Annotated in this window: 1 protein-coding gene (only partly in view); it reads right to left on the reverse strand. The window is 71.9% G+C overall.

What is annotated here, in order from left to right:
- Positions 1-15,598: the 3' portion of a type I polyketide synthase gene (locus OG306_RS01795; protein WP_371665058.1), read on the reverse strand. 12,734 nt of this gene lie beyond the right edge of the window; the window shows 15,598 of its 28,332 coding nt (coding positions 12,735-28,332); the start codon falls outside the window, past its right edge — the gene reads right to left on this strand; it ends in the stop codon at positions 1-3.

Raw genomic sequence — 15,598 nt, forward strand, 5'->3', positions numbered from 1 at the left:
CTACTCCGCTCCTTCGTCGAGCTCCTTCTGGATGAGAGCGATGAGTTCGTCGTCACCGGCCGCGTCGAGCCGCTCGGCCAGCGACTCGTCCGCGGCGGTCGGCTCGCCCGCCGTCCACTTCTCCAGGAATGCCTGCAGCCGAACCGCCACCCGGGCCCGGACCAGCCCGTCCGTCCGACCGGCGGCGAAGGCCGCGTCCAGCTCGTCCAGGGCGCTGATCATGGGCTCGGCCACGTCGGCCACGCTCCCGCCCAGCTCGTCGAGGAGGTGCCGCACCAGTGCGGACGGCGTCGGATGGTCGAACACGACCGTCGAGGCGAGCTGCAGCCCGCTGTCCTTCGCCAGCACATTGCGGAACTCGACCGCGGTCAGCGAGTCGAACCCGAGGTCCCGGAACGGCCGCCTGTCGATGTCCTCCTCCGACTTGTAACCGAGCACGGCGCCGATACCGCGGCGGATCATCTCCGACAGCTCCGCCTCCTGCTCCTGAGGACTCAGCGGAGCCAGTCGTGCGCGCAGATCGGCAGCGCTCGCCCCGCCCTCCTCCTGTGGCACGGTCAGGGCCCCGGCCGTTCCCGCGAACTCGTGGAGCAGTGGGCTGGGTCGCAGGAGGGTGAAGGCTTCGGCGAAGCGTGTCCAGTCGACGTCGGCGACGGTGAGGCTGCTGTCGCCGTTGTCGACCGCCTGGGCCAGGGCGCGGATCGCCAGGTCCGGTTCCATCGGGGTCAGCCCGCGCCGGCGCAGTCCCTGCTCCGCCTCGCCCTGGGCCGCCATGCCCGTTCCGGCCCAGGGGCCCCAGGCGATGGACGTACCAGGGAGTCCGCGGTCGTGGCGGTGCTGGACCCAGGCGTCGAGGAAGGCGTTGCCCGCCGCGTACGCACTCTGACTGCCACTGCCCCAGGTCGCGGCGATCGACGAGAACACCACGAACAGACCGATCGGCATCCCGGCGGTGAGTTCGTCGAGGTAACGGGTCCCGTCGACCTTCGCGCGGAGCACCGTCGCGAAGGTCTCGGGGGTGGCTTCCTCGATCCGCTGCGGGAGGTCGAGACCGGCCGCGTGCACGATGCCGGTGAGCGGCCACTGCTCCGGAACACCGGCGATCACCGCCGCCAGGGCGTCCCGGTCGGCCACATCGCAGGCCGCGACCGTGACCTGCGCCCCCAGCCCGGACAACTCCTCGACCAGACCCTCCGGCGCGACGCCGCCACGGCTGGTCAGCACCAGATGCGGCACACCCCGGCCCGCCAGCCAGCGCGCCACCTCCGCACCCAGCGCACCGGTGCCGCCCGTGACCAGCACGCTGCCCGACGGGTCCGGGTCCCACGGCGTGGCCGGCACACCGCCAGGCAGCGCACGCTCCAGCCGACGCCCGAACACCCCGGTCCCACGGACCGCGACCTGATCCTCACCCGCACCGGCCGCATCGGCGGCCAGGACATCCGCGAGAAGCTCACCGGCCCGCGCGTCCAGCTCGGCCGGCAGGTCGACGAGACCGCCCCAGCGCTGCGGCAGCTCCAGGGCAGCGACCCGGCCCATACCCCACACCGCCGCCAGATCCGGATCGCCGAGCCCGTCGGAACCGTCCACGGACACCGCACCTCGTGTCAGCACCCACAGCGGTGCGTGCACCCCGGCCAGTGACTGCACCACGGCCAGCGTCTCCGCCCACCCGGACGCGGACAGGACAACACCCGCCAGGCCAGGCAGTCCCGGCACCTCCTCGGCGGGCAGGCCGACCACGGTCGCGCCCGCGGCCTCCAACGCGGCGGACACCTCCGGATCCTCGGTCCCCACGACCGCCCAGATACCGGACAGCACCGCCGTCTCGGGCAGGCCGTCCAGCGGCTGCCAGGTGACGCGGTAACGCCACAAGTCCAGCGTCGAGCGTTCCCGGTGGCGCCGCCTCCACTCCGACAGCGCCGGGAGTGCCGACTCCAGACCGGCGAGTTCCGTCAGGTCCTCACGTTCCACCGCGTCCCAGAACGCCGCATCGATCAGGTCGCCACCGCCCGCGGCAGCCGTGGCCGAAGGCTCCGGCCAGTAGCGCTCACGCTGGAACGCGTAGGTGGGCAGATCGACCGTCCGACCGCCCCAACCGGCGTACACCGCCGTCCAGTCGACCTCGGCTCCGGACACCCAGAATCGACCGGCCGCCGTGAGCACGGTGTCGGTCTCCTCGCGGTCCTTGCGCAGGAGGGAGACGAACTCGGCGTCGGTGACGGTGTCCTGGGCCATGCCCGACAGGACGCCGTCCGGGCCGAGTTCGAGGTAGCGGGTCACGCCCATCGCTGCGAGTGCTTTGACACCGTCGGCGAAGCGGACCGTGCCGCGGACCTGGTTCAGCCAGTACGCGGGCTGCTGCATGGCGCCAGGTTCGGCGACGGCTCCGGTGAGGTTCGAAACGAGGGGAATCCGGGCCGGGTGGAACGTGAGGCCGGCCAGGACGGTCGCGAACTCGTCCAGCATCGGTTCCATCAGCGTGGAGTGGAACGCGTGCGACACAATCAGAACGGTGAACCGGCTTCCCTGCTCGGCGCATTGGGCGGCGTACCGCTCGATGGCCTCGACCGTGCCGGACAGGACGACGGAGTTCGGGCCGTTGACGGCGGCGATGTCCAGGCCGGAGTCGGCGACCTCCGCCTCGGACGCCTGCACGGCGAGCATGCCGCCGCCCGCGGGCAGCGCCTGCATCAGCCGGCCCCGCTCGGCCACCAGCACGCACGCGTCGTCCAGGTCGAGGATCCCGGCCACATGTGCGGCGACGATCTCGCCCAGGGAGTGACCGAGCAGCACATCGGGTGTCACGCCCCAGGACTCGACCAGTCGGAAGAGGGCGACTTCGAGGGCGAAGAGACCGGCCTGCGCCCACACGGTGTGGTCCAGGTCGACGCCATCGGTCAGGACGTCGCGCAGCGGACGCTCCAGCCGGACATCAAGCCGCGCGCACACGGCGTCGAAGGCTTCCGCGAACACCGGGAACGCCTTGTGGAGTTCCAGCCCCATGCCCGCACGCTGTGAACCCTGGCCGGTGAAGAGAAACCCGGTCCTGCCTTCGCCGGCGAAGCCGGTGGCGAGCGTCGTGTCCCCGGACAGCACCGCGCGGTGCTCAAGACCGGCTCGTGTGGTCGCGAGCGACCAGGCCACATCGACGGCGTCCAGCTCCGGCCGTTCCGCGGCGAACGACGTCAGCCGATCGACCTGCGCCCGCAGCGCGGCACCGGACTTCGCCGACACCAGCCACGGCACCAGCCCAGGCGCCTGCCGCGGCACGGCAACCGGAACCGGCTCGGGCTCCGGAGCCTGCTCCAGGATGACGTGCGCATTGGTACCGCTGATGCCGAACGAGGACACCGCCGCGCGGCGCGGACGATCCGACTCGGGCCAGGCACGGGATTCCGTCAGCAGTTCCACCGCACCCGCCGACCAGTCCACCTGCGGCGACGGCTCGTCGACGTGCAGCGTCGCCGGCATCAGACCGTGCCGCAGCGCCATCACCATCTTGATCACACCCGCCGCGCCCGCGGCGGCCTGCGTGTGACCGATGTTCGACTTCACCGAGCCCAGCCACAGCGGCTCGCCGGCCTCGCCCCGCTCCTGACCGTAGGTCGCCAGGAGTGCCTGCGCCTCGATCGGGTCCCCGAGGCGCGTACCCGTGCCGTGCGCCTCGACCACGTCGACGTCAGCGGTCGTGAGGTCGGCGTTGGCCAGGGCCTGGCGGATCACCCGCTGCTGCGACGGACCGTTCGGCGCCGTCAGACCGTTCGACGCACCGTCCTGGTTCACCGCGCTGCCGCGCACCACCGCGAGGATCTTGTGCCCGTTGCGCTCGGCGTCCGACAGCCGCTCCACCAGCAGCAGGCCGACGCCCTCACCCCAGCCCGTGCCGTCGGCCGCTCCCGCGAACGCCTTGCACCGGCCGTCCGACGCCAGACCGTCCTGCCGGTCGAACTCCACGAACGCGCCCGGGGTGACCATGACCGTCACACCACCGGCCAGGGCGAGTTCGCACTCACCGGCCCGCAGTGCCTGCCCTGCCCAGTGCAGCGCGACCAGCGACGACGAACACGCCGTGTCCACCGTCACGGCCGGACCCTCCAGCCCGAAGGCGTACGAGACCCGGCCCGACAGCACCGCCGCCGCGTTCCCCACGGCAGCGTGCCCGTCACCGGTGTCCTGCGACGCCGCGAGGACCTGCCCGTAGTCCTGGCCGTTGGTGCCGGCGAAGACACCCACACTGCGGCCGCGCTGCGACCGCGGGTCCATCCCCGCCGACTCGAACGCCTCCCAGGCCGCCTCCAGCAGCAGCCGCTGCTGCGGGTCCATCGCCAGCGCCTCACGCGGCGAGATCCCGAACAGGTTCGCATCGAACTCGCCGGCATCATGGACGAATCCGCCCACGCCGCCCGCGACGCCGGATACCTCCGCCGGCCATCCCCGGTCGACCGGGAAGACGGACAGCCCGTCCACCCCGTCGGAGACCAGGTCCCACAACTGCTGGGGCGATCCCACTCCGCCCGGGAAGCGACACGCCATCCCGACGATCGCCAGCGGCTCGTCGGTTCCCGCCGACGGTGCCGGCGCACCGGACGCGACCGCCGCTCCCGTACCGGTCAGCTCCGCGCGGAGGTGGTCGGCGAGGGTGTCAGGTGTCGGGTGGTCGAACACGAGGGTGGTCGGCAACGACAACTCCGTCGCCGCGGACAGCAGATTGCGCAGCTCGACCGCCATCAGCGAGTCGAAGCCCAGCTCCCGGAACGCCCGGCCGGGCTCCACCGCCTGCACCCCGGCATGTCCGAGCACGGCGGCGGCCTGCCCCCGGACCAGGTCGAGGAGGACCTGGCGGCGCCTGCCGTCCGGCAGGCCCTCCAGCTGTTCCCGCAGGCTCGGCCCACGCGAGCCGGCCGGCAGAGCCGCCGCGACCGCGGCCGCTTCCGGAAGGTCCGCCAGCAGACGGCTGGGGCGTGCCGATGTGAACACCGGAACGAACCGCTCCCAGTCGATGTCCACAACCGTCACATCCGCGTCACCGGACCGGATCGCCTCGCCGAAGACGCGCAGTGCGAGCTCCGCGTCCAGCGGGCGGACCCCGCCACGCCGCAGCCGCTCCACGACCACACCGTCAGCCGCCATGCCCTCCTCGGCCCACGGACCCCACGCCACCGACGCCGCCGGCAGACCACGACCGCGACGCCACTCCACCCACGCGTCCACACACGCGTTCGCAGCCGCGTAGTTGCCCTGACCCGCGCTGCCCACCGAGCCCGCGAGCGAGGAGAACACCACCAGCCATTCGACGGGCAGCTCCGCCGTCACCGCGTCCAGGTTGACCAGACCGTCCACCTTCGGCGCCATCACCGACGCCAGACGCTCCAGCGACAGGCCCTCCAGCAACCCGTCGTCCAGAACACCCGCCGCGTGGACCACGCCCGTCAGCGGCACATCGTCCGGCACGCCCGCGACGACCGCCGCCAGAGCCTCCCGGTCGGCCACATCGCACGCAGCCACCGTCACCCGCGCGCCCAGCCCCGCGAGCTCGTCGACCAGACCCTCCGGCGCGACACCGCCGCGGCTGGTCAGCAGCAGATGCGGCACACCCCGGCCCGCCAGCCACCGCGCGACCTCGGCACCCAGCGCACCGGTGCCGCCCGTGACCAGCACCGTCCCCGACGGGTCCGGGCTCCACGACGTGTCTTCCGGCGCAGCAGGCACCGCACGCACCAGACGACGCCCGAACACCCCCGACCCGCGGACCGCGACCTGGTCCTCACCGCCGGCGGCGGTACCGGCGGCCAGGATGCCCGCGAGGCGGGCGCCCGCCCGCGCATCCAGCTCGGCCGGCAGGTCGATCAGGCCGCCCCAGCGGCCCGGGATCTCCAGCGCCGCGACCCGGCCCAGACCCCATACCGCCGCCAGACCCGGATCGCCCAACCGGTCCGAACCACCCACCGACACCGCACCCCGGGTCAGCACCCACAACGGCGCGTCCACCCCGGCCAACCCTTGCACGACGGACAGCATCTCCGCCACACCCGAGGCGACCAGGACCACACCCGCCAGGCCCGGCAGACCCAAGACCTCCTCCACCGGAACACCCACCACCGACGCGCCCGCCGCCGACAGGGCCGCGGACACCTCCGGGTCCTCGGTGCCGACAACCGCCCACACCCCGGACAGCGCCTGCGACGACGACGGCAGACCGTCCAGCGGACGCCATGTCACCCGGTAACGCCACGAGTCGACCGTGGAACGCTCCTGATGACGCCGACGCCACGCGGACAGCGCCGGCAACGCCGACTCCAGGCCGGCGAGTTCTGCCAGGTCCTCCCGTTCCACCGCGTCCCAGAAGGCGGCATCGACCAGGTCACCACCGCCGCCCGCAGCGGCCGCCGGCGAAGATTCCGGCCAGTAGCGCTCACGCTGGAACGCGTAGGTCGGCAGGTCGACCGTCCGGCCGCCCCACACGGCGAACAGCGCCGTCCAGTCGATGGGCGTACCGGAGGTCCACAGGCGGCTGACGGCGGTGAGTGCGGTGTCGGTCTCCTCGCGGTCCTTGCGCAGGACGGAGACGAACTCGGCACCGGTGACCGCGTCCTGGGCCATGCCCGACAGCACACCGTCCGGGCCGAGTTCCAGGCAGCGGGTCACGCCCATCGCGTCAAGCGTCGCGACACCGTCCGCGAAGCGGACCGCCTGCCGCACCTGACGCAGCCAGTATCCGGGTTCCTGCATCAACCCGGGGCCGGCCACGTCGCCGGTCAGGTTCGAGACGACCGGGATCCGGGCCGGGTGGAACGTCAGCCCGTCCAGCACCGCCGCGAACGCGTCCAGCATCGGTTCCATCAGAGCGGAGTGGAACGCGTGCGAGACGGAGAGGACGGTGAACCGCAGGCCGTGCTCGGCGCATGCGGCGGCGTAGCGCTCGACCGCGTCCAGATCACCCGACAGCACCACGGAGTTCGGACCGTTCACCGCCGCGATGTCCAGGCCCGAGTCGGCGACGTCGGCTTCGGTCGCCTGGACGGCGAGCATGCCGCCGCCCTCGGGCAGCGCCTGCATCAACAGGCCGCGCTCGGCGACCAGGGTGCAGGCGTCGTCGAGGTCGAGGACGCCGGCCACATGCGCGGCGCTGATCTCACCGAGGGAGTGGCCGAGCAGCACATCCGGGGTCACACCCCACGATTCGACCAGTCGGAACAGGGCGACTTCGAGGGCGAACAGGCCGGCCTGCGCCCACGCCGTCCGGTCCAGGTCGGCGCCGTCGGTCAGAACTTCCCGCAGCGGACGCTCCAGTCGAGCGTCCAGCCGGGCGCACACCGCGTCGAACGCCTCGGCAAACACCGGGAACCGCTCATACAGCCCCAGGCCCATACCGGCACGCTGCGAACCCTGCCCGGTGAACAGGAACGCCGTCCGACCCTCGCGGGCGGTACCCGTGGCGATTGTCGTGTCCGCGGACAGAACCGCACGGTGCTCCAGAGCGGCGCGCGTCGTCGCGAGCGACCAGCCGATGTCCACCGGGGACAGCTCCGGGCGGCCGGTGACGAACGACCTCAGGCGTTCGATCTGGACCTGAAGCCCGGACTCCGAGTTCGCCGAGATCATCCACGGCACCGGGCCCGGCACCTGCAGCGTCGCGGCAACCGGAACAGCGTCCGGCTCGGGAGCCTGTTCGAGGATGACGTGCGCGTTGGTGCCGCTGATACCGAAGGACGAGACGCCCGCGCGGCGCGGACGGTCCGACTCGGGCCAGGAACGCGCCTCCGTCAGCAGTTCCACCGCGCCCGCCGACCAGTCCACCTGCGGCGACGGCTCATCCACGTGCAGCGTCGCCGGCAGGACGCCGTGCCGCATCGCCATGACCATCTTGATCAGGCCCGCGACACCCGCGGCCGCCTGCGTGTGGCCGATGTTCGACTTCACCGACCCCAGCCACAGCGGACCGGACTCGTCACGGTCCTGGCCGTACGTGGCCAGCAGCGCCTGTGCCTCGATCGGGTCCCCGAGGCGGGTGCCCGTGCCGTGCGCCTCCACCACATCGACATCCGCGCCGGTCAGCCGGGCGTTGGCCAGGGCCTGGCGGATCACCCGCTGCTGCGACGGCCCGTTCGGCGCCGTCAGACCGTTCGACGCACCGTCCTGGTTGACCGCGCTGCCACGCACCACCGCAAGGATCTTGTGCCCGTTGCGCTCGGCATCCGACAACCGCTCCACCAGCAGCAGACCCACGCCCTCGGCCCAGCCCGTGCCGTCCGCACCCGCGGCGAACGCCTTGCACCGGCCATCGGCCGCCAATCCGTCCTGCCGGTCGAACTCCGCGAACGCAGTCGGGCTGACCATCACCGTCACACCACCGGCCAGCGCCATGTCGCACTCACCCGACCGCAGCGCCTGCCCCGCCAGATGCAGCGCCACCAGCGACGACGAACACGCCGTGTCCACCGTCACCGCCGGCCCCTCCAGACCGAACACATACGCCGCCCGGCCGGAGATCACACTGTTCGCCGCCCCCGACAGCACATGCCCTTCGGAACCCGCCATGTACCCGGACGACAACGCCCCCGCGAACACGCCCACACTGCGACCCCGCAGCGAACGCGGATCCATGCCAGCCGACTCGAACGTCTCCCACGCCGCCTCCAGCAGCAGCCGCTGCTGCGGATCCATCGACAACGCCTCACGCGGCGAGATCCCGAACAACGCCGCGTCGAACCGGTCCGCGTCATGGACGAACCCGCCCACACCGGCGCCCCGACCGGCCAACTCGGCCGGCCAGCCACGATCCGCCGGGAACGGCGACAAACCGTCCAGCCCACCGGAGACAAGGTCCCACAACTGCTCGGGCGACGTCACACCCCCGGGCAGCCGGCACGCCATACCCACGATCGCCAGCGGCTCATCGGTCCCGGCCGCGCTCACCTGCCGGACCGGCTCCCCGACCGCCTCCGCGCCGCCGAAGAACTCCGACAGCAGATGGTCGGTCAGCACCACCGGGCTCGGATAGTCGAACACGAGCGTCGCGGGCAGCCGCAACCCTGTCGCCGCCGTCAGCCGGTTGCGCAGTTCGACGGCGGTCAGCGAGTCGAAGCCCAGGTCCTTGAACGCCTGACGCTCACCGACCGCGTCCACCGAGGCGTGGCCCAGCACCGCCGCCGCGCTGCCGCGCACCAGCTCCAGCAGCATCTGCGCACGCTGAGCACCGGGCATCGAGCGCAACCGCTGCACCAGCGCCAAGCCCGCACCCGACGCCTGCGCAACACCACGCCGCACCCCACCAGCGACCAGACCACGCAACAACGCAGGCACCTCACCAGCCGCCCGCACCGCCACCAGATCCAGACCGACCGGCACCACATGCGCCACCGACAGCCCCAGCGCCGCATCGAACAGCGCAAGGCCCTGCTCCGTGGACGTCCCCGTGGACAACTGGTCCCGGAGATGCCCGGTCATACCGCTGGCCTCCTGCCACAGGCCCCAGGCAAGGGACAGGCCGGGCAGACCCTCCGCACGACGTCGGACGGCAAGGGCGTCGAGATAGGCGTTGGCGGCCGAGTAGTTGGCCTGGCCCGGAGTCCCGAACGTCGCCGACGCCGAGGAGTAGAGCACGAACATGGCGAGATCGCTGCCGCGAGTCAGCTCGTCCAGGTTCGAAGCGGCGGTGACCTTCGCCCGCAGCACCGTCTCCAGACGCTCCTGGGTCAGAGCGGTGAAGATGCCGTCGTCGAGGACACCCGCCGCGTGAACGACACCGGTCAGCGGAGTCTCCGCGGGAACGCCCGCGAGGACGGCCGCGAGGGCATCACGGTCGGCCGCGTCACACGCCACGATGCTGGCCTGCGCCCCGAGTTCGGCGAGCTCCGCGACAAGTGCGGCCGCACCGGGTGCATCCGCGCCCCGGCGGGACAGCAGAAGCAGGCTACGGACGCCGTGCTCGGTGACCAGGTGGCGGGCGAGAAGCCCTCCGAGCGTTCCGGTGCCACCGGTGATCAGCACCGTGCCGTCACCGTCCAGCGGCACAGACTGCGCAGCACCCCCGGCCCGCATCAGACGGGGCACCAGCAGCGCACCGTCACGGAGGGCGACCTGCGGCTCGTCGAGACCGGCGAGCAGCGTCAGGTCCGCGTCCTGGTCGTCGGTGGCCGGGTCGGTGTCGACGAGCACGATCCGGTCCGGGTGCTCCGACTGCGCCGAGCGCACCAGACCCCACACCGCCGCACCCACCGGGTCCACGACGTCCGCAGTGCCCACGGGCATCGCGCCCCGGGTCACGACCGCCAGACGAGAGCCGAACGTGCTCTCGTCCGCCAGCCACTCCTGCACACCACGCAGCACCTCGCCGAGGACCTGCTCCACCGGACCGTCACCGGCCGGCAGCACCGTCCACGCCGCAGCCTCCGCCGCATCACCGGACGCACTGCCCGGCGGCAACGCAGTCCACTCAACGGCGAACAGTGCGTCGTCCGCCGCGTGCCCGGACGCCGACAACTGCCCGGCCGACACCGCACGCGACATCAACGAACGCACGAGAGCGACCGGCGCACCCGTGCCGTCCGCCGCCTGCACGGTGAAGCCCTCGCCCTCGGGACGGATCGCCACCCGCAGCACGGTCGCCCCGACCGCGAACAACTCCACACCCGACCACGCGAACGGCAACCGCGGCCCCGACTCCCCCGGCTCTCCGGACTTGCCGGAGCCCTGGGACAGGAGATTCGCCGGATGCAACGCGGCATCCAGCAGCGCCGGATGAATACCGAACGCGTCGACCTGCCCCACACCCGGCTCCGGCAACACCAGATCCGCATACACACCGGACGCGTCACGCCAGGCCGCCCGCACCCCCTGGAACACCGAACCGTAACCGAAGCCCACCCCGGCCAACGACTCGTAGAACCCGTCGACCTCCACCGCAACCGCACCCTGCGGAGGCCACACACTCAAACCGAACTCAGGCACCCGCGTCTGCGACACAGCGAGGAAGCCCGACGCATGCAACGTCCACTCCTCCGCGCCGTCCAGCCGGCCATGAATCTGAACCGGCCTGTCTCCGGACTCGTCCGATCCGCCGACGCTCACCTGGACCTGCACGCCACCGGATTCTGGCAGCACCAGAGGGGCCCGCAGGACAAGCTCCCGCAGCAGACCGCAGCCCACTTCCTGTCCGGCCCGCAGCACCATCTCCACCAACGCCGCACCCGGCACCACGACCTGGCCCAGCACGACGTGGTCAGCCAGCCAGGGCTGGGTACCCAGCGCGAGGCGGCCGGTCAGCACCACCGCGTCTCCGTCGGCCAGTTCTACCGCCGCACCGAGCAGCGCATGGCCCGCACCCGCCAGGCCGACAGCAGCCAGGTCTCCCGCGCCCATGTCAGGCAGCGGCCAGTACCGCTCGCGCTGGAAGGCGTAGGTGGGCAGGTCGACCGTCCGGCCGCCCCAGCCGGCGAACACCGTCGTCCAGTCGATGGCGGCCCCGGAGGCCCACAGGCGGCTGAGGGCGGTGAGGGCGGTGTCCGTCTCGTCGCGGTCCTTGCGCAGGACAGGGATGAACTCGGCCTCAGTGACGGTGTCCTGAGCCATGCCCGACAGGACTCCGTCGGGACCGAGCTCCAAGTAGCGGGTCACGCCCATCGCCGCGAGGGCGGTGACGCCGTCGGCGAAGCGGACCGTGCCACGGACCTGGTTCAGCCAGTACCCCGGCTCCTGCATGGCACCGGGTTCGGCCACGGCTCCGGTGAGGTTGGAGACGAGGCGAATCCGGGCCGGGTGGAACGTGAGCCCGGCAAGCACTGTCGCGAACTCGTCCAGCATCGGCTCCATCAGCGCCGAGTGGAAGGCGTGCGACACCGACAGGACGTTGAACCGCAGGCCACGCTCTCTGCACGCGACGGCGTAGCGCTCGACGGCCTCCACGTCGCCGGAAAGAACCACGGAATTGGGCCCGTTGACGGCGGCGATGTCCAGGCCGGAATCGGCGACCTCGGCCTCCGCCGCCTGGACGGCCAGCATCCCGCCACCCGCAGGCAGCGCCTGCATCAGCCGACCCCGCTCGGCGACCAGGGTGCAGGCGTCGTCCAGGTCGAGGATGCCCGCGACATGCGCCGCACTGATCTCACCCAGCGAGTGGCCGAGCAGCACATCCGGGCTCACGCCCCACGACTCCACCAGCCGGAACAGGGCGACTTCGAGCGCGAAGAGGCCGGCCTGCGCCCACGCCGTCTGATCAAGGTCGACACCGTCGGCGAGGACCTCCCGGAGAGGGCGCTCCAGTCGGACGTCGAGCCGGGCGCAGACAGCGTCGAACGCCTCCGCGAACACCGGGAAAGCCTCATGGAGTTCCAGCCCCATGCCCGCGCGTTGCGAGCCCTGGCCGGTGAACAGGAACGCGGTCCGCCCTTCAGTGGCCGTGCCTGCGGCCAGCACATCACCGCCGGCGGCGAGCACTACACGGTGTTCCAGCGCGGTCCGCGTCGTCGCCAGCGACCAGCCGACGTCCACGGGGTCCAGCTCCGGCTGCTCCGCGACGAACGACGTCAGCCGTTCCACCTGCGCCCGCAGCGCGGGCTCGGACTTCGCCGACACCACCCACGGCACCGGAGCAGGGAGCGCGGCACGCACCCGCGGCGCCTCGACGGCCTGTGCGGCAGGAGGCGCCTCCAGGATGACGTGGGCGTTGGTGCCGCTGATGCCGAACGACGAGACACCCGCGCGGCGCGGACGGTCCGACTCGGGCCAGGCGCGGGATTCCGTCAGCAGTTCCACCGCGCCGGCGGACCAGTCCACCTGCGGTGACGGCTCGTCGACGTGCAGCGTCGCCGGCAGCACGCCGTGCCGCATCGCCATCACCATCTTGATGAGGCCCGCGACACCCGCGGCCGCCTGCGTGTGACCGATGTTCGACTTCACCGACCCCAGCCACAGCGGCTCATCGGCCTCGCCGCGCTCCTGGCCGTAGGTCGCCAACAGGGCCCCGGCCTCGATCGGGTCCCCGAGCCGGGTGCCGGTGCCGTGCGCTTCGACGACGTCGATGTCCGTGCCGGTCAGTCGGGCGTTGGCCAGGGCCTGGCGGATGACCCGCTGCTGCGAGGGACCGTTCGGCGCGGTCAGACCGTTCGACGCACCGTCCTGATTGATCGCACTGCCCCGCACCACCGCAAGGATCTTGTGCCCGTTGCGCTCGGCATCCGACAGCCGCTCCACCAGCAGCAGACCCACACCCTCGGCCCAGCCCGTGCCATCCGCCGCGCCCGCGAACGCCTTGCACCGGCCATCGGCCGCGAGCCCGTCCTGACGATCGAACTCCACAAACGCGGCCGGAGAGACCATCACCGTCACACCACCGGCCAGCGCCATGTCGCACTCACCCGACCGCAGCGCCTGACCCGCCAGATGCAACGCCACCAACGATGACGAACACGCCGTGTCCACCGTCACCGCCGGCCCTTCAAGACCGAACACATACGCCGCCCGACCCGAGATCACACTGTTCGCCGCACCCGACAGCACATGACCCTCACCACCGGCCACATACCCCGACGACAACGCCCCCGCGAACACACCCACACTGCGACCCCGCAACGAACGCGGATCCATCCCCGCCGACTCGAACGTCTCCCACGCAGCCTCCAGCAGCAACCGCTGCTGCGGATCCATCGCCAGCGCCTCACGCGGCGAGATCCCGAACAACGCCGCATCGAACCGGTCCGCGTCATCGACGAACCCGCCCACACCCGCACCCCGGCCCGCCAGATCCGCAGGCCAGCCACGATCAACCGGGAACGGCGACAAACCGTCCACCCCACCCGCGACCAGATCCCACAACTGATCGGGCGAGGTCACCCCACCCGGCAGCCGGCACGCCATACCCACGATCGCCAACGGCTCATCAGCCTCGGCCACACTCACAGGCCGCACCGGCTCACCGGCCGCCTCCACCCCACCGAAGAAATCGGAGAGGAGGTGATCACTCAGCACCACCGGGCTCGGATAGTCGAACACCAGCGTCGCCGACAACCGCAACCCCGTCGCCGCCGTCAACCGGTTCCGCAACTCCACCGCCGTCAGCGAATCGAAGCCCAGGTCCTTGAACGCCTGACGCTCACCGACCGCGTCCACCGAGGCGTGGCCCAGCACCGCCGCCGCGCTGCCGCGCACCAGCTCCAGCAGCATCTGCGCACGCTGAGCACCAGGCATCGACCGCAACCGCTGCGCCAACGCCAACCCCGCACCCGACGCCTGCGCAACACCACGCCGCACCCCACCAGCGACCAGCCCACGCAACAACGCAGGCACCTCACCAGCCGCCCGCACCACCACCGGATCCAGACCGACCGGCACCACATGCGCCACCGACAGCCCCAACGCCGCATCGAACAGAGCAAGACCCTGCTCCGTGGACAGGGCAGCACCAGCACTGGTCACCCGGGTCCGGTCGGTCTCGGCGAGTCCGCCGGTCATGCCACTTGCCTGCTCCCACAGACCCCAGGCAAGGGACAGGCCGGGCAGACCCTCCGCACGACGTCGGACGGCAAGGGCGTCGAGATAGGCGTTGGCGGCCGAGTAGTTGGCCTGGCCCGGAGTCCCGAACGTCGCCGACGCCGAGGAGTAGAGCACGAACATGGCGAGATCGCTGCCGCGAGTCAGCTCGTCCAGGTTCGAAGCGGCGGTGACCTTCGCCCGCAGCACCGTCTCCAGACGCTCCTGGGTCAGAGCGGTGAAGATGCCGTCGTCGAGGACACCCGCCGCGTGAACGACACCGGTCAGCGGAGTCTCCGCGGGAACGCCCGCGAGGACGGCCGCGAGGGCATCACGGTCGGCCGCGTCACACGCCACGATGCTGGCCTGCGCCCCGAGTTCGGCGAGCTCCGCGACAAGTGCGGCCGCACCGGGCGCGTCCGCGCCCCGACGGGACAGCAGAAGCAGGCTACGGACGCCGTGCTCGGTGACCAGGTGGCGGGCGAGAAGCCCTCCGAGCGTTCCGGTGCCACCGGTGATCAGCACCGTGCCGTCACCGTCCAGCGGCACAGACTGCGCAGCACCCCCGGCCCGCATCAGACGGGGCACCAGCAGCGCACCGTCACGGAGGGCGACCTGCGGCTCGTCGAGACCGGCGAGCAGCGTCAGGTCCGCGTCCTGGTCGTCGGTGGCCGGGTCGGTGTCGACGAGCACGATCCGGTCCGGGTGCTCCGACTGCGCCGAGCGCACCAGACCCCACACCGCCGCACCCACCGGGTCCACGACGTCCGCAGTGCCCACGGGCATCGCGCCCCGGGTCACGACCGCCAGACGAGAGCCGAACGTGCTCTCGTCCGCCAGCCACTCCTGCACACCACGCAGCACCTCGCCGAGGACCTGCTCCACCGGACCGTCACCGGCCGGCAGCACCGTCCACGCCGCAGCCTCCGCCGAGTCCTCTTCGGTGACAGCGGTGATCCCAGGTGATACCGGAACCGGCACCCATTCCACGGCGAACAGCGCGTCGTCCGCCGCGTGCCCGGACGCCGACAACTGCTCCGCCGACACCGCACGCGACACCAACGAACGCACGAGAGCGACCGGCGCACCCGTGCCGTCCGCCGCCTGCACGGTGAAGCCCTCGCCCTCG

Source organism: Streptomyces sp. NBC_01241 (genome assembly GCF_041435435.1).
Taxonomy (GTDB): domain Bacteria; phylum Actinomycetota; class Actinomycetes; order Streptomycetales; family Streptomycetaceae; genus Streptomyces.